We start from the raw sequence: 21,877 nt of genomic DNA on the forward strand, positions 1-21,877 counted from the left end.
GGCTCTGGGTTGTCCCAAGCCCGATCATTGGGGGTTGAGCTTGATGACAGCCTTGAAGCCTCGGAGCACCCCGGCTCTGGAAGATATCGAAAAGCCACTGTTTCTTCCGAGGAAACGGCTGGCCCCAAAAACTGAACTGAATAGCGGCGGGTGAGGGGATTCCGGAAGCGTGCGTCTAAGCGAGGGACGAGCGAGCACGCGGAGGAATTGCCTCATCCGCCACCCAACCCACCCCAATTGTTGTGGCCCACGACTTTTCAAACGTAAAGGAAAAACACATGGCAAAAGTTGCCCCTGAACTGCAGTACTCCGACGAGCACGAGTGGGTTGCCCGCGAGGCCGGAAACGTTGTTTCCATCGGCATCTCCGCCGTCGCCACGGATGCCCTCGGCGACATCGTCTACGTTGACCTGCCGGAGGTCGGCTCCGCCGTGACCGCGGGGGAGACCTGCGGCGAGGTCGAGTCGACCAAGTCGGTCTCGGACCTCTACGCCCCGGTCACGGGCGAGGTCACCGAAATCAACCCCGCCGTCGTCGATGACCCCGCGCTGATCAACAGCGACCCGTACGGTGCCGGCTGGCTCTTCAAGGTGGCCGCCGAATCGGACGGCCCGCTGCTCTCGGCCCAGGAGTACGCGTCCAAGAACGGTGGCGAACTGTGAGCGGCGCAACGGCGGCCGCGGGCACCCAGACGTTGGCGTTCGAGCAGGTCGTTTCGCCGAGCCTGGACGCGGAGCTGTCCGTGCTGGATCCGGAGATCGCCGCGAAGATCGACGCCGAGCTGTCCCGGCAGCGTGACGGTTTGGAGATGATCGCCTCGGAGAACCACACCGCCAAGGCTGTGATGCAGGCGCAGGGTTCGGTGCTGACCAACAAGTATGCCGAGGGCTACCCGGGCAAGCGCTATTACGGCGGCTGCGAGCACGTTGATGTGATCGAACAGCTCGCCATCGACCGGGTCAAGGCCCTGTTCGGTGCCGGGTACGCGAACGTCCAGCCGCACTCCGGCGCACAGGCCAACGCCTCCGTGATGCACGCCCTGATCCGTCCGGGCGACACCATCATGGGCCTGAACCTGGCGCACGGCGGGCACCTGACGCACGGCATGAAGATCAATTTCTCCGGCCGGCTCTACAACGTCATTCCGTACCAGGTCCGTGAAGAGGACCACCGGATCGACATGGCCGAGGTCGAGGCCCTGGCCCAAGAGCACAAGCCGGCGCTGATCGTTGCCGGCTGGTCCGCGTACGCCCGGCAGCTCGACTTCGCCGAGTTCCGCCGGATCGCCGACTCGGTGGGCGCGTACCTGATGGTGGACATGGCGCACTTCGCCGGGCTGGTCGCGGCCGGGCTGCACCCGTCCCCGGTCCCGCACGCGCACGTCACCACCTCCACCACGCACAAGACCCTCGCCGGTCCGCGCGGCGGCATCATCCTCTCCAACGACGCCGAGATCGCCAAGAAGATCAACTCGGCGGTGTTCCCCGGCCAGCAGGGCGGGCCGCTGGAGCACGTCATCGCCGGCAAAGCCGTGGCCTTCAAGATCGCCGCGTCCGAGGAGTTCAGGGAACGCCAGGAGCGTGTGCTGGCCGGCGCCCGGATCCTCGCCGAGCGCCTGGTCCAGGACGACGTGACCGCCAAGGGCATCAACGTGATCTCCGGCGGCACCGACGTGCACCTGGTCCTGGTGGACCTGCGCAACTGCGTGCTGAACGGGCAGGAAGCCGAGGACCGGCTCGCGGCGATCGACATCACCGTCAACCGCAACGCCGTGCCGTTCGATCCGCGTCCGCCGATGGTCACTTCCGGGCTGCGGATCGGCACCCCGGCGCTGGCGACCCGCGGTTTTGGCGAGGCGGCCTTTACCGAGGTTGCCGACATCATCGCCGAGGCTTTGATCGCCGACGCCGGCGCCGACCTCTCCAGTCTCCGCACCCGGGTCCAGGCCCTCGCCGCCGCCCACCCGCTCTACCCCTCGGTTGATAACCTCGCCCAGGCGACGTAAGACTGAAGTAGCAGCAGTACAGAACTAACAGCAGTACAGATCACGACGCCGGGTTGCCGCCACAAGCCGCCGCCCACCCGCTCTACCCCTCGGTTGATAACCTCGCCCAGGCGACGTAAGACTGAAGTAGCAGCAGTACAGAACTAACAGCAGTACAGATCACGACGCCGGGTTGCCGCCACAAGCCGCCGCCCGGCGTCGTGCATCCGGCATGCGGCCGCCAACCAGCGCCCGCAGCGCCTTCCGGCAGGACCCTCTGCCGGGCCACAGCAAGACCTAGTTAGGAACCGACAATGGCTGTTGGAGTCTTCGACCTCTTTTCCATCGGAATAGGGCCATCCAGCTCACACACCGTGGGGCCCATGCGGGCCGCCGCCCTCTTCGCCGAGGAACTCAAGGCCTCCGGGGACCTGGAGAAGGTAGCGTCGCTGCGGGTGGACCTGTACGGTTCCCTGGCCGCCACGGGCCAGGGGCACGGCACTATGACCGCGATCCTGCTCGGCCTGGAAGGCTTCCACCCCGAGCTGATCCTGCCCGAGGAAGTGGAGGAACGGCTGGCCACGATCGCTGAGACCGGCACTCTGCAGCTGGCCGGCTCGGTCGCCCTGCCGTACGGGGTGAAGGACATGATCCTGCGGCCGCTGACCATCCTGCCCCGGCACACCAACGGCATGACGTTCACGGTTTCCGACGCCGACGGCGAAACCGTCCACAAAGCCACGTTCTTCTCCGTCGGCGGCGGCTTCATCGTCCGCGAGGGCGAGGAGGACGCGGCCCTGAAGGAGCTCGACGAATCCAAGAAGGAACTGCCGTTGCCGTTCCGCACGGCCGCGGAACTGCTGGGCCGCTGCCAGTCCAAGGGCCTCTCGATCGGGCAGATCATGTTCGTCAACGAGCGCGCCTCCCGCACCGAAGCGGAAATCCGCGACGGGCTGCTGCACATCTACTCGGTGATGGAAGGCTGCGTCGAGGTCAGCCTCAAACGCACCGGGCTGCTGCCGGGCGGGCTCAAGGTCCGCCGCCGGGCCCCGGACTGGCACGAACGGCTCATGAAGGAAACCCGCGGACAGGACCCCGACTACCGGGACCCGAAGTACTGGCAGGAATGGGTCAACCTGATCGCGCTGGCCGTAAACGAGGAAAACGCCTCCGGCGGCCGCGTCGTCACCGCCCCCACGAATGGCGCCGCCGGCATCATCCCGGCCGTGCTCTACTACGCGCTGCACTTCGCCCCCGGCATGGACCAGGCCACCCAGGCCGACCGCGACGACACGATCGTCAGGTTCCTGCTGACCGCCGGCGCCATCGGGGTGCTGTACAAGGAGCAGGCCTCGATTTCCGGGGCGGAAGTCGGCTGCCAGGGCGAGGTGGGATCGGCGTCGTCGATGGCGGCCGCCGGCCTGGCCGAAGTTATGGGCGGCACGCCCCAGCAGGTGGAGAACGCCGCGGAAATCGCGATGGAACATAACCTGGGCCTGACCTGCGATCCGATCGGCGGGCTCGTGCAGGTCCCGTGCATCGAACGCAACGCGATCGCCGCCGCCAAGGCCATCAACGCCGCCAAAATGGCGCTCTGGGGCGACGGCACGCACCGGGTCTCCCTGGACGAAGTTATCGTGACCATGCGCGAAACCGGCAAGGACATGAGCTCCAAATACAAGGAAACCGCGATGGGCGGCCTCGCCGTCAACGTCGTGGAGTGCTAGGAAGCTGACCGCCGCCGGCCGGGGCTGACGTGGCGCTGGCCGGCGGCTCCGGCTGTGCAGCCTACAGCCATGCGGCCTACAGCTGTGCAGGCGCTAGTTGTGCAGTGCCGCCCACAGGTTCAGCGAGGATGCGTACACGATCCACGACAGGTAGGGCAGCATCAGCAGTCCTGCCGTCCGACTGATCGGTCCGAAGAGCACCACCGTCACGGCCACGGCCACGGCCAAAGCCACGATGATCCCGAACGCGATCCACAGCGCCGGCGTCCCGAGCGCCGGGTACAAGGCGAAGAAGACCGGCGTCCAGAGCAGGTTCAGCCCCAACTGCACGCCGTAGGCTGTCAGGGCCGCTTTGGACCCCGGGGCGCGGCTGCGCCAGACCAGCCACGCCGCGACGGCCATGGCGGCGTACAGGACCGTCCAGACGGGCCCGAAAACCCAGTTCGGCGGGGACCACGGGGCCTTGTCCGCGTTGGCGTACCAGCCGTTGACGTGGTTGGCCGTGGCCAGGCCGCCCAAGGCCGCAACGAGCGCCGACGCGCCGAGGAACAGCAGCAGCGCGACCACCTGGGAGAAGCCGCTGCCCGCGCCGCTTCCGACGCCCTTAGAGTGGCCGCCGGGCGCCCCCGGACGGCCTTCCAGCGGTTGTTGCTGAGCCTGCATGAGACCAGCGTAACCGCCTGACCCGGACCGGCGGCAGGGTGCGTGCCGATAGACTTGGGGCTGCATGTCCGCATGCCGCCGAAGCTCGTACCGCAATGATTGGATACCGCACCCTTGCGAGAATTCACTGCCCGTTTTGCCTCTGCCGAAGAGATTGCCAACTGGGATGCCCACGTCACCGCGAACCCCAACGGCGGCAATCTCCTGCAATCGGAAGCCTTCGCCGAGGTCAAACAGCACTTTGGCTGGAAGCCCTTGCACCTGGTGTACGAGTCGGCCGATTACACGAGCTACAACCTGGTCCTGGAGAAGTCCTTTCCGGTCCTCGGCAAGCTCTGGTATCTGATCAAGGGACCCGACGTGGCGTCGGTCGAGGACATCCCCGGGATCGTCGCGGCGAACGCGGACTTCGTCAAAAGGGCCAAGCTGGGTGTCTTCGCGATCAAGATCGAACCGGATGTTGTCTTGTGCGACGACGCCGCGCGGATCCTTGAGGGGGCCGGCCTGGTCAAGACCCACAACCTGCAGCCGAACGACTCAACGGCGCTGCTCGATATTGCGCCCGAGGAAAACCAGCTGCTGCGCAACCTGCACTCCCGGGGCCGCAACGCCGTGCGCCGCGCCATCCGCGAGGGCGTGGAAGTCCACAACGTCGAGCCCACGGAAGAGAACTTCCGGGCCATGTATGCCCTGATGACCACCACGGTGGAAGCCAAGTCCCAGGTCCGGGTGCGCGAGTACGAGTACTACCGCCAGTTCTGGACCAACTTTCTGAAGCGGGATCAGGGCAGGCTGCTCTTCGTGTACGAAAGCGGCGTGCCCTCGGTGGGCGCGTTCGTGATCAACTACGGCCGCAAGGGAACGTACAAGGACGGCGGCTCCCTGCAGAAGCGTGGCCAGTACGGTGACTCGCACCTCGTGCAGTGGACCGCGATCAACCAGGTCAAGGACCTCGGCTGCACCGAATACGACTTCTGCGGCACGCCCCCGAGCGACAAGCTCAAGGACACGTCGAACCCGTTCCATGGGCTGGGGCTCTTCAAGACCAGCTTCAGCAAGACCGTGACCGACTTCGTCGGCTGCTATGACCAAGTCCTGAGCCCACTGAAGTACAAGGCCTGGATGACGGCGGGGGAGCGCGTCGCACGCCAGGTCTACACCCGGCGCACGGGCCAGCAGTTTTACTAAACCGAGCCAGAGACAATCAAGGTCAGCCGAGGACAGTGAGGAGGCCGGAATGAACAACGGAAACGACGGCCACCGCAGGCCACCCACGGACGGCCTGCCCCGGACCCAGCCAATGTCGGCCATGCAGGTGCGCCAGAACGCCGCCGCCAAGAGGATGCTGCGCCGCCTGGTCCAGGGCGAAAACCCGCCCACCGCGCCGATGAGCATCGTCGACCGGCTCGCCGGCAGCCCCTACGCCAATCCGATGATCCAGGTTGGCGGGGTGGACGCCTCTGCCCGCAAAACCATCGACTTCGCCCTGAAGCTGGCCGAATCCATGTTCCGGTACGGGGCCGGCGCCCTCGAAGTCGAGACCAGCATCATCGCCATCACCGCCGCGCTTGGCCTCAAGAACATCGAGGTGGACATCACCAACCAGTCGGTGGCCATCAACTACGCACCCAAGGACCAGACGCCCATCTCACTGCTGCGCGTGGTGCGGTCCTGGACCAACAACTACGCGGGCCTCTCTCAAGTGCACCAGCTGGTGACGGACATCGTGGCCGGCGGCGTCGGCCGCGAGGAAGCCGTGCGCCGGCTTGAGGACATCACCCGCAGCGCCAAGCCGTTCCCGCGGTGGATGGTCACCGTGGCCTTCGGCGTGTTCTCTGCCGTTTTCGTCGGTGTCCTGGGCGGCGGACTGGGCGCCTCGGTCGTCGCGTTCCTCTCCAACCTTCTGGTCAGCCTGCTGGCCCGCCAGCTGGGCCGCTGGCGTACGCCGGACTTCTTCATCACTGCCTCGTGTTCGTTCCTGGTGACCATCATCGCCCTGCTGTTGTGGCGCTTCGGCAGCCCGCTGGGAGTGCAGATTGCTCCCGAGATCGTGGTGGTCGGCGGGATTTTGCTGCTCCTGCCGACGGGACGCCTGGTGTCCTCGGTGCAGGATGCGATCAACGGCTTCCCCGTCACGGCGGCCGGCCGGTTCCTGTCCACCATGCTGACTTTCGGGGCGCTGGTCGCCGGAATCGCCGTCGGGTTCGTCGTGGGGGACATGACCGGCATGGATCCCATAGACGTCACCAAAACATTCCCGCCCAAGTATGACTTGTGGGTGATCGTCATCCTGATCGCCATCGCGGTGCTGATGATCGGCATCACGGAACAGACCAGCTGGAAGCTGCTGCTGCCGACGGCGGCCGTGGGGGTGGTGGGCTACCTGGTCCTCATCGGCGGCGACGCCCTGGGCATCGGATCCCGCTTCGCCCCGGCCCTCGCTGCCGTGGTGATCGGCCTGCTGGCCCGCGTCGTGGCCCTCCGGATGGGCGCCCCACAGCTAGTGGTGGCCGTTCCCGCCGCGCTGATTCTGCTCCCCGGACTCACTATATTCCGGTCGATGTATGTATTGACCATCGAGGAATCGGAGATTCTCATGGGCGCCGGCGGCATGCTCAACGCCGGGGCCATCGTGCTCGGTGTCGCTGCCGGCATCGTGCTCGGCGACACCTTGGCGCGGCCCCTGACGCGGAGCCTGGCGAGCAACGAACGGCGCAGGGCACGCCGCCGCTAGACCTTGCGAGGAATGCCCGTCCGGCTCCCCTAAGGCGCCGGGTTTCCCCACTTTTGCCGGGACGCGACGGCGTGTCAGCCCGCCGCGCCGGCGTGTCCCGGCGTCGTGGTGGCAAAGGTGGGGAAACTCCGCAGCGCCAAATCTCGCGCCGCCTAGTCTTGCGCCGTTAGATCTTGCCTCGCTAGATCTTGCCGATGGGGAGCTTCTTCTCCGCCTGGAAGTCGTCCTCCACCCGGCCCTTGGCCCAGTAGCCCGAGAGGGACACCTGGGCCCGCTCCAGCCCGCGCTGCACGTAGAACACGTCCCGGAGGCCCTTCATGTAGCCCCGCTCGCCGTGGGCAAAGACCTGCACCCGGCCCTCGGGCCACTCGGCGTCGCGCACCGCCGTGACCAGCAGTTCGCTCTCACCGGCGGGTGCGCCGCCGCGCAGCAGCCAGCGCAGTTCGACGCCGGCCGGCCCGGCGATGGCCTGGACGTCGGCGTCGCTGTCCACTTCGAGCAGGGCGAGGCCGCGGGCATCCTCCGGCAGGGATTCGATCGCCGCGCCGATGGCCGGCAACGCTGATTCATCGCCGGCAAACAGGTACCAGTCCGCGGCCGGATCAGGGTTGTACCCGCCGCCGGGGCCGGTGAAAGTCAGGCGATCGCCGGGCTGGGCCGAGGCCGCCCAGGGGCCGGCGAGCCCCTCGTCGCCGTGGATTACAAAGTCAATGGCCAGTTCCTGCGCCTCCGGGTCCACCCAGCGGACCGTGTAGGTCCGGGTATGCGGCCACTGACTGCGCGGCATGGTTTCCCGGATGGCCCACAAATCCAGCGGATCCGGGTATTCGACGCCGGGTTGCGGAAAGACGATCTTGACGTACCGGTCCACATAGTCGTTGTTGACGAACCCGGCGAAGCCCGGGCCCCCGGCGATGATCCGGACCATATGCGGGGAGAGCTGCTCCCTGCGCAGGACCATCAGATCGGTCTGGGGGCGCGAATTCCGGGTGGCGGTGGTGGCTGCGGGGACGGATGTCATGCAGCTAAGCCTATCCAAGAACCCCCGGCGGGAGCTTTGCGCGGGGGCCTGTTACGGCAACGGCGGAAGCTCCCAGTCGACCGTCCCGTTGCCTTGTTGCAGCAGCAGGGCGTTGGCCCGGCTGAACGGCCGGGACCCGAAGAAACCGCGCGAGGCCGATAGCGGGCTGGGGTGGGCGCTGGCGATCACGGCTGCGGACCCCAGCAGCGGCCGCACGGACTCGGCATCCTTCCCCCACAGGATCGCCACCAGGGGGGCATGGCCCGCACCGGATACGGACGAGCGGCCGGCGACTGCCCGGATGGCCGCCGCCGTCACGGCCTCCCAGCCCTTGTTCCGGTGCGAGCCCGCCGCGCCGGCACGGACGCTGAGCACCCTGTTGAGCAGCAGTACGCCTTGGTCCGCCCAGTGGCTGAGGTCCCCGTGGACGCGCGGGGGGAAGCCGAGATCGGCCTGAAGTTCCTTGTAGATGTTTGCCAGGCTGCGGGGGATCGGCCGGGTGGCGCCGTCCACGGCGAAGGACAACCCCACGGCGTGCCCCGGCGTCGGATATGGGTCCTGGCCCACCACCAGCACGCGGACGCCGGCCAGGGGCTGCCGGAAAGCCCGCAGCAGGTTTGCCGGCGAGGGCAGTACGCCGTGCCCGGCGGCCACTTCGCCCGCGACAAAGGCGAGGGCTTCGCGCAACTCCGCCTCCACCGGCGCCAGCGGCTCCGCCCAGTCAGGAGCAACCAGCGCGTCCAGCGGCCGGCGCGCCAGGTCCTCGAAACTGAGGGCGTCCGCGGCTGCGGGCTCCAGCTCGAACAGCGCGTCGGGTTCACTGGCGGGGTCAAACTCGGCATCAAACACAGCACCCATTCTTCCCCAGCTGCGGCCCGTTTCTGCGCCCGCCCGAATGACAACCCTGTCATTCGGCCGTAGCATTGGGACTGACTTTTTAACGGATACCAGCCAGGTTTTTCGGAATCAACCAGGAGTGTGTCGTGGCCGAAACAGCGCAAGAGCACGTGCTCGCGGGGGATTCTGCCGGATTCCCAACCGCCGGCGCGGGCCCGGACGGGGTGTCCGCGGAGTCTGCGCTGAGCGCCCGCGACCAGCAGATGCTGGCCTTGGAGCGGCAATGGTGGAAGTACGCCGGGGCCAAGGAACAGGCCATCCGCGAGCTGTTCGATCTGTCCGCCACGCACTACTACCAGATCCTCAATGCCCTCATCGATACCGAGGATGCGCTGGCCCACGATCCCATGCTGGTCAAGAGATTGCGTAGACTACGTACATCACGCCAACGTGCCCGCACTGCCCGTCGTCTGGGAACAGATTCGTAAAGTCGCGTCACGAGCAGCCGGATGCGCACGTCCTGTTGCGTCCGTTCCGGCCTCGGGCACCCCGTATGAAATCAGCAAGGACGTCGTTTTACCATGACCAAATACGCTCGGGATGAATTTGATCGGGTCCCGGAGACCTCTACCCGGCAGGGAGTCCACCGGGCCGTCGCGGCATCGCGGCGGCGGAGCCTGGCGCCGATCCTGGCGGCTGGCTGCGTAGCCCTGGCCATCGGCCTGGTGGCCTTCCTGATCCTGCCGAAGCTCGGCTTCTCCGCAGGCCAGGCCGCGGCCGTGACGGCCGGTGGCAGCGCGTCCGCATCTGCCAGCAGCAGCCCGTCCGCCACGAGCACCATGAGCCCCAGTCCCACGCCGACGAGCCCGGAGCCGGCCGGCACGGACGCCGCCGCCGCGCCGGCGGCTTCGCCGTCAGCTACGCCGAGCGCCACAGCCGCCGCCGTCGACAAGACGCAGCCGGTGACGATCTACAACGCGACCACCACCGCCGGCCTCGCCACCCGCGTCGGCGGCACCGTCACCTCCGACGGCTGGGTCCTGGGCGAGACAGGCAACTGGGGCGGTGTCCCGCAACAGACGTCGGTGATCTTCTACAGCGGCGTCGAGCAGAAGGACAATGCGGAGGCACTCGGAGCCCTCCTCGGCGTCGACACCCTCGTGGACTCTGCCGAGTTCAACATGCCCCTTGTCGTCGTTCTCGGCCCCGGCTACCAGTAGCCAATCCGGTTACGCCTCAATAACTATTAGGCGGCGGCCCTGCCCGCCGCCGGCGTTCCTGGGGGACGCTGTGGGTACAGTATCTGCGGATTTCTCTTCGCAGTCCGCGGCGCACATCGAGGTGGGCCGCACGCAAGCTAGCTGAAAGTGTGGACACCATGGCACTGGGAACCGTCAAATGGTTCAACGCCGAAAAGGGCTACGGCTTCATCGCCGTGGACGGTTCCGAGAACGACGTCTTCGTGCACTGGTCAGCGATCGTCGGGGAAGGCTACCGCGCCCTGGACGAGGGCCAGCGGGTGGAACTGGAAGTCGGCGAGGGCGAAAAGGGCCCGCAGGCCGAAAGCGTCCGGCCCGCCTAGTGGTACTGGCTGCCGTCACGAACGCCCCAAGGAACGCGGCCGGGCGCCGCGGAGGACATTTGCCGCTGGGCCGCGCCCTGGCGGCGGGCACAGTAGCGGCCCTGGCCCTGACGGGCTGCCTGGGCCCCGCGGGCAGTGCCCGCGTGGCCAGCGCCGACGCCAGCGGTGACGGCATCCTGCGCATCGGCCTGATCCTGGACAACACGGGCAAGCAGAACTTCCTCAACGCCTCCGAGCTCGCGGCGGCCAAACTTGCCGTCAAGGAGATCAACGCTGCCGGCGGGCACAAAGGCAAACCGGTGGAGCTGCTGCCGGAAACCATCAGCACGGACACCGCCGCCCAGGCGAAAGCGCTGGTTGCCGCCAAGGCCGACGTCGTGATCGGCCCGACCGATTCCAGCCGTGCCCCGGCCGCCATCGACGTGCTCGCCAACGCCAAGGTAGCCGTGATCTCCCCGGCCAACACCGCCGCCGCGCTCAGCAACTACAAGAGCGGCGGCTACTATTTCCGCACCTCGGCCGCCGACATCGCCCAGGCATCCGTCCTCGCCAAACTGGTCAAAGACGGCGGCGCCAGGACCCTGGCGGTCCTGCATGAGGAAGGCGACTACGGCAAAGACGTCGCCGCCGCCGTCGGCGGCGCGGCGAAACAGTCCGGACTGGAGGTCGTGGCGGACTCGGAGTTCACCCCCGGCCAGGCTCAGCAGGCTGTCGCCGCCGCTAAGGCCGCCAACCCCGACGCCGTCATCCTGGTCTCGCGCGACGGCGCACAGGGCGCCATCGCCGAGCTGAACAACGCCGGCCTCGCCGGCAAGAAGCTGGTCCTCAGTGACGGAGCAGTCAGCAAGTACGGCTCTGGCCTGGGCGCCCGGGCGCTCGAGGGTGCACGCGGGATCCTGCCCGGCGTGTTTCCCTCCGCCGCCTTTCAGGCGGACCTCGTGGCCGTTGATCCCGGGCTGAAGGACATGGTGTTCGCCGCCGAGACGTACGACGCCGTCGTCCTGGCCGCCGTCGCCGCCGCCGCCGCAGAGGACGACGCCGGCACTTCCATCGCGGCGTCCCTCGTCGCGGTCTCCGGCGGAACCCCGGCAGCAGGCGGAACCGGGGCCGGCGGCAGCCAGCCGCCCAGCGAGTCATGCACGAGCTACAAAGACTGCGTCGGCGTCCTCCGGGCAGGCCAGCGGCCGGACTACGACGGCCAGTCCGGACGGATCAACTTTGATGCCCACGGCGACATCACCGAAGCGAACTACATGGTTTCGACCTACGGCGAGGACAACCTGCCCACGGTGGACGGCACAGAAGCCGCGAGCAGCAGCGGCGGCTGATCGCTCGTAGCGTATTGTGCCCGCGTGGTGGCCGGTTCCGGCCTGCCACTGCTTGCACTCTCCCCGGGGGAGTGCTAATTATTGATTTAGCACTCCAGCGCACTGACTGCTAACACGACGCCCGGTCCGCCCGGCCGCGAAGTGGGGCAGCCGGTCCAGGAGCTAAAGAAACACCTTGCTGGGGTGAGATCCCGGACCCGGCGGCATACAGAGGCCGCGGGGTTGGGATCGTCCGTCGCGGGCACCACAGCGAAGGTTCATTCTTAACGACTGTCCCGAAAGGACTACTGCCGTTATGGCCAAGATCATTGCATTTGATGAAGAGGCACGCCGCGGTCTTGAGCGGGGCCTGAACATCCTCGCCGACGCCGTCAAGGTCACCCTCGGCCCGCGGGGACGCAACGTCGTCCTCGAAAAGAAGTGGGGCGCCCCCACGATCACCAACGATGGTGTTTCCATCGCCAAGGAGATCGAGCTGGACGATCCCTACGAAAAGATCGGCGCCGAGCTGGTCAAGGAAGTTGCCAAGAAGACGGATGACGTCGCAGGCGACGGCACCACCACGGCAACCGTGCTGGCACAGGCCCTGGTCAAGGAAGGCCTGCGCAACGTAGCGGCCGGCGCTGACCCGCTGTCCCTCAAGCGCGGCATCGAGAAGGCTGTTGACGCGGTCACCGTCGAGCTCCTGGCCTCCGCCAAGGAAATCGAGACCAAGGAAGAGATCGCCGCCACCGCGTCCATCTCCGCCGGCGACAACGAGATCGGCGCCCTGATCGCCGAAGCCCTCGACAAGGTCGGCAAGGAAGGCGTCATCACCGTCGAGGAGTCGAACACGTTCGGCCTCGAGCTGGAGCTGACCGAAGGCATGCGCTTCGACAAGGGCTACATCTCCGCCTACTTCGTCACCGACGCTGAGCGCCAGGAAACGGTCCTTGAGGATCCGTACATCCTGATCGTCAACTCCAAGATCTCCAACGTCAAGGAACTGGTTGCTGTCCTGGAAAAGGTCATGCAGTCCAACAAGCCGCTGCTGATCATTGCCGAAGACATCGAGGGCGAGGCCCTGGCCACCCTGATCGTCAACAAGATCCGCGGCACCTTCAAGTCCGTCGCCGTCAAGGCTCCGGGCTTCGGCGACCGCCGCAAGGCGCAGCTGGCCGACATCGCCATCCTCACCGGTGGCCAGGTCATCTCCGAGGAAGTCGGCCTCAAGCTTGAGACCGCCGGACTCGAACTCCTTGGCAAGGCCCGCAAGGTTGTTGTCACCAAGGACGAGACCACGATCGTCGAGGGTGCAGGCGACGCCGACCAGATCGCCGGCCGCGTGTCCCAGATCCGCGCCGAGATCGAGAACTCCGATTCCGACTACGACCGCGAGAAGCTGCAGGAGCGCCTGGCCAAGCTGGCCGGCGGCGTTGCAGTCATCAAGGCCGGCGCCGCAACCGAGGTCGAGCTCAAGGAACGCAAGCACCGCATTGAGGACGCCGTCCGCAACGCCAAGGCTGCTGTCGAAGAGGGCATCGTCGCCGGCGGTGGCGTTGCCCTGATCCAGGCCGGCGCCAAGGCATTCGCGAACCTGCAGCTCTCCGGTGACGAAGCAACCGGCGCGAACATCGTCCGCGTTGCCATCGACGCCCCGCTGAAGCAGATCGCCTTCAACGCCGGCCTCGAGCCCGGCGTCGTCGTGGACAAGGTCCGCGGCCTGCCCGCAGGCCACGGCCTCAACGCCGCCACCGGCGAGTACGTCGACCTGCTGGCCGCCGGCATCAACGACCCGGTCAAGGTAACCCGCTCTGCCCTGCAGAACGCGGCTTCCATCGCCGGCCTCTTCCTCACCACCGAGGCCGTTGTAGCCGACAAGCCCGAGAAGGGTGGCGCCCCGATGGGCGGCGGCGACGACATGGGCGGCATGGGCGGCATGGGCGGTTTCTAACCACCCGCGCCAGCCATCACCGGCTGTTCGACGACGGCGGTCCCACCTTCGGGTGGGGCCGCCGTCGCCGGTTAAGCGCTGCCCCTGTCCAAGGGAGCGTCGGTGGGCGTCGGCGGGTTCTGGCAGGATAGGTCAGTGACGATTACAGCAGCGGCCGACGGTTCGGCCTTAGGAAATCCTGGCCCGGCCGGCTGGGCCTGGTACGTGAATGACGACTGCTGGCGGGCCGGGGGGTGGCCCCACGGCACGAACAACCAGGGCGAACTGATGGCGGTGCTGGACCTGTTCCGGGCAACGGCGCACATGCCCAGGGAAGACCTGCTGATCCTCTGCGACAGCCAGTACGTCATCAACGCCGTGACCAAGTGGATGCCCGGCTGGAAACGCAAGGGCTGGCGCAAAGCCGACGGCAAGCCGGTGCTGAACGTGGACCTCCTCAAGGACATCGACCAGGCGCTCGTGGGCCGCAAGTACACCTTCGAGTGGGTGCGGGGCCACGCGGGGCACGAGCTCAACGAGGCGGCCGACGTCCGCGCCCGGGCAGCGGCCACGGCGTACCAGCAGGGCGTGGCCGTCCGGCAGGGTCCCGGGTTCGGCACCCCGGAGGGCGAACCGCCAGCGGGCGAACCGCCAGCGGGCAAAACACAGCAGGACAAGATGCAGCCCGCCGCCCAGTCCGCCGCCCCACCCGCAGCCGCCCCTGCGGCCGCGACCCGGCCGCAGGCAGCCCCGGCGCCAGCCGGCCAGCAGGAACTCTTTGGCGCGCCGGGGACCTACGACGAACCGGACCTCTTCAGCGAACTTGAAGAAGAACCTGCCGTAGACCGGGCGGAGGCCAGCGCCGAAGCCGTCGTCGAGTCCCTCGAACGCGAACTGCTCCGCCCCGAAACCCGGGCAGACCTGGGCCGCACGGGCGTGCTGCTCCACCCGGGCTTCACCGAAATCGGCAGCTCCGGCCGGATCTGGACCCGCGACGCCATGATGATGTCACTCGAGGACAACCCGGGCGGAGCCGTGGAGCTGGAACTGTTGGGCGCGGACCGGCTGGGTGAGAAGACCATCCTGCTGACCTACCGCAGCCGGTCCCGTGAGGGATCAGCCCTGCGCAGCTCCCTGTGGGTCCTTGAAGGCGCCCAATGGCGCCTGCGCTTCCATCAGGGCACACCCGAGGCCTGAGGGCGCGTGCGGCTCACGTGAAGCGCTGCGCATTGCCCAGTTCCGCCTGCGCATAGGTGGCGGCAGCGGAGTTCAGCGCGAGGTTGATGGACGCCAGGGACGCCTCGACCCTGCCCTGGGTCAGCGTCCACTCGGCCACGAGGGTTTGGAAATTAGTCGCCGCGGAGCCCCGCCAGCTGCCCTGGAGCTCGTCCAGCCCCCGTTTCATGGCGTGGACGTCCGCGCTGATCCTCTCCACCGTGGCCTGCACGTTGGCGGACTTTAGCTGGAGGAGTTCGGTATCGACGGAGATGATGCTCATGGAAATGCCTCTCGAATGCTCGGGAGGCGGCCGCGGCCCGGCGAAGCACGGTGAACGTCAGCGGGTCTGCGGTGAGGTATTGCGGTGACATTTTCGGTGAGAGCTGGCGGGGAGCGGCTGCCTCATCCGGATCTTCCGGACACCTCGAGCGTAGGCGGGCGGCGCGCCGGCCGGACACCGCCGTCGGCCCCTATGTGGATAAGTCCGCTGTGGACCGTTCCGTGGCCTCTTCGTCCAGGAGCGGGATGCTGACCACCAGCGTGGCACCGCCGCCGTCGGTCTTCCCGACCCGCACGGACCCGGAATGCGAGCCGACGATGGCGGCCACGATCGCCAGGCCAAGTCCGCTGCCGCCGGTCTCCCTGGTCCGGGAGGTGTCGGCCCGGTAGAAGCGCTCGAAAATACGGGCCGCCTCCTCATCCGGAACCCCCGGTCCGTGGTCCCGGACCTCGATCACGGACTGCCGTGTTCCGTCCGGTGCGGTCCGGACCCCGACGCCAATTTCGACCGGGGTGCCCTCCGGCGTGTAGCGCAGGGCATTGCCGACCAGGTTGCTGACCACTTGGCGCAGTTTGGCTTCGTCGCCCAGCACCGGGGCGGCGGCCGGGGCCGCGCCGTCAATCCCGGTGAGGGTGATGGTGCGGCTGCGGTCGCTCGCCTGGGTGTCCACCACGGCGTCGTTGGCCAGCAGCAGCAGGTCTGCGGGCTTCTGCTGCAACGGCCGCTGTTCGTCGATCCTGGCCAGCAGCAGCAGGTCTTCGACCATGGCTCCCATGCGTTTGGCTTCGCTTTCGATCCGCCCCATAGCCGTGGCCACGTCTTCCGGGGTGGACAACGCCCCGTGCCGGTACAGCTCGGAGAACCCGCGGATGGTCACCAGCGGGGTTCTCAGTTCGTGCGAGGCGTCGGCGGCGAAGCGCCGCATCCGCGCCTCGGACGCCATCCTGGCGGCGAAGGCCGTCTCAATGTGCGCGAGCATGGCATTGAGCGAGCTCCCAAGCCGGCCCACCTCCGTGCCCGGGTTCTCCACCTCCACACGCTGGGACAAGTCTCCCGCGGCGATCGCGGCGGCCGTCTTCTCCACCCGGGCCAGCGGCCGGAAGGACCGCGAAACAGTCCAGGTGGCAATGAAGAACGCCAGCACAAGCGTCAGCAGGCCCACACCCACCACCACCAGGGCAGCGTGTTCCATCACCGAATCCACGGGGTCCAGCGGCAGCCCGATCACGACGACGGCGCCGCGGTTGTTGTTGTCCACCACGCTGACGGCCACGACCCGCCAGCTGCCGCCCTCGGATCCGCGGACCTGGAACGGCATCTGCTGGCGTTCCCGGGCCTCGACCGAGGAAAAGGTGCTGAGCGCGGGGTGGGATTCCTTGTCGCCGCCGAACGTGTAGGGCGGAAGACCGGGGCTGAAGAGCATCAGCGAGTAGTCGGTGGGAACGGTGGAGTTGGTCTCCTGCAGCTGGCTGAAGGACTGCTGCTGCCGCGCGGATTCGACGGCGGCCCGGAGCTTGTCATCCACCTGGCCCTGCAGGAAGCTGTGCAGCAGCGTCAGCGTGCCCGCCCCGGTAGCCGTGAGGGCCACCAGCATGAGCGCCATCATGATGGCCACGAGCTGCGAGCGCAGCGACGCCGATTTCCAGCGGTACAGCAAGGTCAGCGCTTCTCGGCAGTCCGCAGAACGTAGCCGACGCCGCGCTTGGTCTGGATCAGTGCCGGGGCATCGGGATCGATATCCACTTTGCGGCGCAGGTAGGAGATGTACGACTCCACGATCGAGGCGTCGCCGTTGAAGTCGTACTCCCATACATGGTCGAGGATCTGGGCCTTGGACAGGACCCGGTTCGGATTGAGCATGAGGTAGCGCAGGAGCTTGAATTCCGTGGGCGAGAGCTCGATCACGGTCCCGCCGCGGCGGACCTCGTGGGCGTCGTCGTCGAGCTGGAGGTCATCGACCCGGATCACGGCGTCATCGTCGACCTGGGGTTGCGTGCGCCGGAGTACGGCGCGGATGCGGGCCACCACCTCGTCGAGGCTGAACGGTTTGGTGACGTAATCGTCCCCGCCCACGGTCAAACCGGTGACTTTGTCCTCGGTGTCGTCCTTGGCCGTGAGGAACAGGACCGGGAAGTGCTTGCCGGCGGCGCGCAGGCGGCGGGTAACGGTGAAGCCGTCCATGTCCGGCAGCATGACGTCCAGCACCGCCAGATCGGGGGAGTGCAACTCAGCAGCAGCCAGCGCCTCGCGTCCGCTGCCGGCCGAGACGACTTCAAAACCAGCGAAGCGCAGGGACGTGGAGAGCAGCTCGCGGATGTTCGGTTCGTCATCGACGACGAGGAGCTTGGCTTCGGGACCGTTCTTCTTCATGTTCCCATGATGCTCCCAGACTCTGGGAGTTTTCTGAATGGAGGTTGTGTGTTGCATGGCCGCATCCCCGGCCCCCGCCTAGCCCGCGGTGCCGACGTCCTTGGCGTCCATGATCCGGTAGGCGTACCCCTGCTCGGCGAGGAACCGCTGCCGCTTCGCGGCGAAATCCTGGTCCAGGGTGTCCCTGGCCACGAGCGAATAGAACCGGGCGGAGCGGCCGTCCTTCTTCGGGCGCAGCAGCCGGCCCAGGCGCTGGGCCTCCTCCTGGCGGGACCCGAATGAACCGGAGACCTGGATCGCGACCGACGCCTCGGGCAGGTCGATGGAGAAATTGGCGACTTTGGACACCACCAGGGTCTGCACCTCGCCGGCGCGGAACGCGTCGAACAGCCGCTGGCGCTCCTTCACCGACGTGTCGCCCTTGATCACCGGCGCGCCCAGGCGCTCGCCGATCTCGTCGAGCTGGTCGATGTACTGCCCGATCACCAGGAGCTGTTCCCCGGCGTGTTCGGCGACGAGTTCTTCGACCACCCGGGTCTTCGTCTCGGAGGTGGCACACAGCCGGTATTTGTCGGCGTCCTCGGCCATGGCATAGGCCACCCGTTCGTCGCGGGGCAGGTCCACCCGGACTTCCACGCAATCGGCCGGGGCGATGTAGCCCTGGGCCTCGATGTCCTTCCACGGCGCGTCGTAGCGTTTCGGCCCGATCAGGCTGAAGACCTCGCCCTCCCGGCCGTCCTCCCGCACCAACGTGGCGGTCAGCCCGAGCCGCCGACGGGCCTGCAGGTCCGCCGTCATCCGGAAGATCGGCGCGGGCAGCAGGTGGACCTCGTCGTAGATGATCAGGCCCCAGTCGTTGCCGTCCACGAGCTCCAGGTGCGGGTACAGCCCGCCGCGCTTCGTGGTCAGGACCTGGTAGGTGGCGATCGTGACCGGCCGGACTTCCTTGACGGAGCCGGAGTACTCGCCGATCTCCTCCTCAGTCAGCGACGTGCGTTTGAGGAGCTCGTCCTTCCACTGCCGCGCGGCGACGGTGTTGGTCACCAGGATCAGTGTGGTGGTGGAGCTGGTGGCCATGGCGGCCGCGCCGACCAGCGTCTTGCCGGCGCCGCAGGGAAGGACGACGACGCCGCTGCCGCCGGCCCAGAAGTTCTCCGCGGCCAGTTGCTGGTAGGGCCGCAGCTTCCAGCCCGATTCGTTGAGCATGATGGGGTGCGGGGTGCCGTCCACGTAGCCGGCCAGGTCCTCGGCCGGCCAGCCAAGCTTGAGCAGCAGCTGCTTGAGCTGGCCGCGCTGGGAGGAATGCACCACCACCGTCTCGCCGTCGATCCGTGGCCCGAGCAGCGGGGCGATCTTCTTGGCGCGGCTGATTTCCTCGAGCACCGGGTAGTCGGAGGTGCGCATGACCAGGCCGTGCTGCGGGTCCTTCTCCAGCCGGAGCCGGCCGTACCGGGACATGGTCTCTTCGACGTCGATCAGCAGGGAATGGGGCACGGGGAAACGGGAGTACGTGAGCAGGGTGTCCAGCACTTTTTCGGCGTCCAGCCCGGCCGCCCGGGCGTTCCAGAGCCCCAGCGGCGTCAGCCGGTAGCTGTGCACATGCTCCGGGGCCCGTTCCAGCTCGGCGAACGCCGCGATGGCGTGCCGGGCCTCCGTTGCGAGTTCGTGGTCGACCTCCAGCAGGATGGTCTTGTCACTCTGGACGATCAGGGGCCCGTCATTCACTGGAACAATTCCTCTGTAGCTTCTACGTCGATAATGCGGTGGATGGACAGGACCCGCTCGATTTCCTTGTCCGGATCGAACACCCGCACCCGCCCGCCATTCACAGCTACCGGAACAACCGTCTCGCGGGTGGCATTCCCCATGCTGTCCACGACGTTCATGATGACCCGCTGCCTGAGGCGGATCGCCTTCAGCAGGGTCTCGAGGCCCAACTGGGTCGCTTCCTCGCTGCCCGGTGCCGCGGGCGGGTGGGCGCCGGAGCCCGGCGCCCGGGACCCGTTGGTGCGCAGCACGGCGAGCTGGGCCTCGATGTCGGCCTCCGGCGGAGCGGTCCGCGGGGCGGTGTAGACCGGCCGGCCGCTGCCGGGCGCAGGGGTGCTGCGGCGCAGCCGGACGATGGCGGAGGCAGCTTCCTCCAGGACCGGGGCGAGCCCCAGACCCCGGAGGGCCTGGGCGGTTTCCCGGGGCGCGGCGTGGGAGACGACCACGGTGGGCGCGATGCGCACCAGCCCGAGGCCAGCCGCGGCCGGGGCGTTGAGCAGTTCCAGCAGGGCAGCCTCGTCCTCGCTTTGGATAAAGCTGGCCGCGGCCCCCACCCGGAGCCGGGAATGGCGCGCGGCGGTGTCTTCGATGAGGTACTGGAGGGGCTGCGGGATGGCGGTGGCCGAATGCTGGCGCAGGAAGTCCAGCATCGCCGCGGCGTCCTGGCCGGTGTCGAGGGCCCGGCGCACGGAGGTGACGGAGAACCGGTAGATGGTGGCCGGTCCCTGCCCTTCGGCCGTGGCCATGGTCAGGAGCCGTTCGCTCAGTTCGGGGTCGAGGTAGCCCGGCGCCACCGCCGTCAGGTCCGCCTGCAGCAACACGTGCTGCAGGGCCGCCGGCAGGTGTTCGCCCAGGATCCCCAGGGCGTCGTCCGGCTGCTCGGCGGCGATCGCGGCGCCCAGCTGGCTCAGCGCCCCAGAGCCGATCAGGCCAAGCATCTCGGCCTCCGCGAGGATGCCGCGGATCAGCGAGCTGAAGCGCCTGGCCATCCGGGGCTGCGTCCACTCGGCACGCTCCAGCACGGCGGCGGCATCGAGGACGGGGGCCTGCCCGTCGGGCGCCACGGCCTCAAGGGTGAGTTCGTGCAGGATTTCCAGGACCCTTTTCCGGACCACCGGGGCGTCCGGCCGCTGCGCCTCGGCGGAGAGCGCATTGATGGTGGTCCCGGCCGGGCCCCGGTGCCCGGCCGGGCCCGGGGCGGCAGCATTCACCGGCTGGCCCACGAGGGACGGTGCGCGCTCGCTGGCCAGCCAGGCGTTGACCAGCCACAGCCACTGCTCCTGCCGCGGCAGCGACAGCCACTCCAGCTGCGGCGGCTGCACCCACGCAGAACTGTCGACGTCCAGCCGCAGCAGACCGGCCATTCCGCAGAGCTCCGCGAGGACGCCGGCCTCGTGCACGTCCATCCGCAGGGAATCCCCCAGCCGCTTCATCTCCCGGACCCCGACGCCCCCGCTTCGCAGCGTCGCCAGCGGCTGTTCGCGCACGGTGTAGAGCACTTCGCCGACGAGCCGCAGCGTCTCGGCGATGGCGCCCAACGCGGCGTTTCGGCGCAGCCCCGCGCTCGTGTTGCCCAGCCGGGGGACAGGCGGCGTGAGCGAAAAGTTCTCGATGACAAACCCGCCGCGCAGCGACACTCCGACGCTGTGCGGCAGTTCGACGTGCGCGGCGTCCAGCGGTACCAGCAGCCCGCGCGCCAGCAGCCAGTCCACGGGGCCGACGTCGGCGCCTTCGTGGAGCACGGACGCCCGGCGCTGCGCCTGCGGGACGGCGCCCATGGCCCAGTTCCCGAACCGGGCCAGAAGGGCGGCGGTCCGGTCCGGTGCGGTGGCCAGGATTTGCTGGAGCGATTCCGGTGTTGCCGTCCAGTGCTGCAGGGACAGGGCGGCTTCCATCGGCGTCGTGGCGGGAGAGATGGACGCCCCGGCGCGGTGAAGTTCCCCCACCAGCTGCACCACGCGCTGCGTGAAAGCAGGCTGGAGCCGCACCAGTTCGGTGTAGCTGCGCCCCAGCCCCGCAGGGTAGATGCCAATCACGTCCTTGAGGCTGCCGACCGGAAGGTAGTGGCGCTGCTTGGCGGCGGCGGGGGTCGCGCCGTGCGGCGGATCTGCGCGGTGGACGAGGGCCAGTTCCTGCAGGGAATGGAGGAGCCGGTCGACGGCGGCAACCGAGGAGCCGTTGATCAGTTTCTTCAGCATCGCCGCCGACGCGCTGTGCCCGGTATCGGCGTTGGTGCACAGGTGCAGGGTTTCCAGGACCTGCATCTGCGGGCGGTTGAGCCGTTCGAGTGCCCGCTGGACGCTGACGCGTCCGCTGGCGCGGGCGGCGAGGGCGGCGAAGTCCGGGACGCCGGGAGAAATCAGGTCCGGCCGCGCGGAGAACAAGGCCCGCAACGATTCGTCGCTTCGTGCCTGAAGTTCCTTGCTGAGCGCGCGGATGAGGGACATCGCTCCA

General features: G+C 67.9%; 19 protein-coding genes. 11 read left to right on the top strand and 8 right to left on the bottom strand.

Annotated features, from left to right (window positions below; genetic code table 11):
- Nucleotides 1–278 precede the first annotated feature (278 nt).
- The 3 genes from gcvH to AC1DDH_RS09180 all read left to right on the top strand — a co-directional run bounded on the left by gcvH (nucleotide 279) and on the right by AC1DDH_RS09180 (nucleotide 3,711).
- On the top strand, nucleotides 279–662 hold the full coding sequence (gene gcvH, locus AC1DDH_RS09170; RefSeq protein ID WP_230007215.1) for a glycine cleavage system protein GcvH: 384 nt from the start codon (nucleotides 279–281) through the stop codon (nucleotides 660–662).
- The gene (gene glyA / locus AC1DDH_RS09175; protein WP_476955283.1) at nucleotides 659–2,005 is read left to right on the top strand and encodes a serine hydroxymethyltransferase; all 1,347 of its coding nucleotides are present in this window, start codon (nucleotides 659–661) and stop codon (nucleotides 2,003–2,005) included. The genes gcvH and glyA overlap by 4 nt, the downstream gene beginning before the upstream one ends.
- Before the next feature lie 293 nt (nucleotides 2,006–2,298).
- Complete coding sequence (locus AC1DDH_RS09180; RefSeq protein ID WP_476955284.1) at nucleotides 2,299–3,711, top strand: L-serine ammonia-lyase; 1,413 nt, start codon at nucleotides 2,299–2,301, stop codon at nucleotides 3,709–3,711.
- A 93-nt stretch (nucleotides 3,712–3,804) separates the two neighbouring features.
- Here AC1DDH_RS09180 and AC1DDH_RS09185 read toward each other — a convergent pair whose 3' ends face one another.
- Nucleotides 3,805–4,374, bottom strand: a complete 570-nt coding sequence (locus tag AC1DDH_RS09185; RefSeq protein ID WP_476955285.1) for a TspO/MBR family protein — start codon at nucleotides 4,372–4,374, stop codon at nucleotides 3,805–3,807.
- Between the two features lie 114 nt (nucleotides 4,375–4,488).
- Here AC1DDH_RS09185 and AC1DDH_RS09190 point away from each other — a divergent pair, with 114 nt between their 5' ends.
- Together AC1DDH_RS09190 and AC1DDH_RS09195 are read left to right on the top strand one after the other, a co-directional pair.
- Nucleotides 4,489–5,562: a lipid II:glycine glycyltransferase FemX gene (locus AC1DDH_RS09190; RefSeq protein WP_476955286.1), complete on the top strand. Its 1,074-nt coding sequence runs from the start codon at nucleotides 4,489–4,491 to the stop codon at nucleotides 5,560–5,562.
- Nucleotides 5,563–5,611: 49 nt separating this feature from the next.
- Entirely contained in the window at nucleotides 5,612–7,108 is a 1,497-nt protein-coding gene (locus AC1DDH_RS09195) for a threonine/serine exporter family protein (RefSeq protein ID WP_476851263.1), read from the top strand.
- 181 nt (nucleotides 7,109–7,289) lie between these two features.
- Here AC1DDH_RS09195 and AC1DDH_RS09200 read toward each other — a convergent pair whose 3' ends face one another.
- Both AC1DDH_RS09200 and AC1DDH_RS09205 read right to left on the bottom strand, forming a co-directional pair.
- Nucleotides 7,290–8,129, bottom strand: a complete 840-nt coding sequence (locus tag AC1DDH_RS09200) for a siderophore-interacting protein (protein ID WP_476955287.1) — start codon at nucleotides 8,127–8,129, stop codon at nucleotides 7,290–7,292.
- 51 nt (nucleotides 8,130–8,180) lie between these two features.
- Nucleotides 8,181–8,987: a uracil-DNA glycosylase gene (locus AC1DDH_RS09205; RefSeq protein WP_476955288.1), complete on the bottom strand. Its 807-nt coding sequence runs from the start codon at nucleotides 8,985–8,987 to the stop codon at nucleotides 8,181–8,183.
- Nucleotides 8,988–9,190: 203 nt separating this feature from the next.
- On the opposite strand from AC1DDH_RS09205, the gene AC1DDH_RS09210 reads away from it, so the two are divergent.
- From AC1DDH_RS09210 to AC1DDH_RS09235, 6 genes are all read left to right on the top strand, one after another.
- Nucleotides 9,191–9,454: a DUF3263 domain-containing protein gene (locus AC1DDH_RS09210; RefSeq protein WP_223915291.1), complete on the top strand. Its 264-nt coding sequence runs from the start codon at nucleotides 9,191–9,193 to the stop codon at nucleotides 9,452–9,454.
- A gap of 93 nt (nucleotides 9,455–9,547) precedes the next feature.
- On the top strand, nucleotides 9,548–10,186 hold the full coding sequence (locus AC1DDH_RS09215; protein WP_476873477.1) for a LytR C-terminal domain-containing protein: 639 nt from the start codon (nucleotides 9,548–9,550) through the stop codon (nucleotides 10,184–10,186).
- Between the two features lie 158 nt (nucleotides 10,187–10,344).
- Nucleotides 10,345–10,548, top strand: a complete 204-nt coding sequence (locus AC1DDH_RS09220) for a cold-shock protein (protein WP_230008017.1) — start codon at nucleotides 10,345–10,347, stop codon at nucleotides 10,546–10,548.
- Between the two features lie 59 nt (nucleotides 10,549–10,607).
- The gene (locus AC1DDH_RS09225) at nucleotides 10,608–11,876 is read left to right on the top strand and encodes an ABC transporter substrate-binding protein (protein ID WP_476873478.1); all 1,269 of its coding nucleotides are present in this window, start codon (nucleotides 10,608–10,610) and stop codon (nucleotides 11,874–11,876) included.
- 295 nt (nucleotides 11,877–12,171) lie between these two features.
- On the top strand, nucleotides 12,172–13,809 hold the full coding sequence (gene groL, locus AC1DDH_RS09230; RefSeq protein WP_079555368.1) for a chaperonin GroEL: 1,638 nt from the start codon (nucleotides 12,172–12,174) through the stop codon (nucleotides 13,807–13,809).
- Nucleotides 13,810–13,944: 135 nt separating this feature from the next.
- The gene (locus AC1DDH_RS09235) at nucleotides 13,945–14,985 is read left to right on the top strand and encodes an RNase H family protein (RefSeq protein ID WP_476955289.1); all 1,041 of its coding nucleotides are present in this window, start codon (nucleotides 13,945–13,947) and stop codon (nucleotides 14,983–14,985) included.
- Between the two features lie 13 nt (nucleotides 14,986–14,998).
- On the opposite strand, the gene AC1DDH_RS09240 is transcribed toward AC1DDH_RS09235, so the two are convergent.
- The 5 genes from AC1DDH_RS09240 to AC1DDH_RS09260 form a co-directional block, all read right to left on the bottom strand.
- Complete coding sequence (locus tag AC1DDH_RS09240) at nucleotides 14,999–15,286, bottom strand: WXG100 family type VII secretion target (protein ID WP_026538909.1); 288 nt, start codon at nucleotides 15,284–15,286, stop codon at nucleotides 14,999–15,001.
- Nucleotides 15,287–15,476: 190 nt separating this feature from the next.
- Entirely contained in the window at nucleotides 15,477–16,943 is a 1,467-nt protein-coding gene (locus AC1DDH_RS09245) for a sensor histidine kinase (protein WP_476851307.1), read from the bottom strand.
- 2 nt (nucleotides 16,944–16,945) lie between these two features.
- Complete coding sequence (locus AC1DDH_RS09250; protein ID WP_018775770.1) at nucleotides 16,946–17,656, bottom strand: response regulator transcription factor; 711 nt, start codon at nucleotides 17,654–17,656, stop codon at nucleotides 16,946–16,948.
- A gap of 78 nt (nucleotides 17,657–17,734) precedes the next feature.
- Nucleotides 17,735–19,381, bottom strand: a complete 1,647-nt coding sequence (locus AC1DDH_RS09255) for a DNA repair helicase XPB (protein WP_476858019.1) — start codon at nucleotides 19,379–19,381, stop codon at nucleotides 17,735–17,737.
- Nucleotides 19,378–21,870: a helicase-associated domain-containing protein gene (locus AC1DDH_RS09260; RefSeq protein ID WP_476955290.1), complete on the bottom strand. Its 2,493-nt coding sequence runs from the start codon at nucleotides 21,868–21,870 to the stop codon at nucleotides 19,378–19,380. The genes AC1DDH_RS09255 and AC1DDH_RS09260 overlap by 4 nt, the downstream gene beginning before the upstream one ends.
- Between the last annotated feature and the right edge of the window lie 7 nt (nucleotides 21,871–21,877).

This window comes from Arthrobacter sp. 10T425, assembly GCF_056393985.1.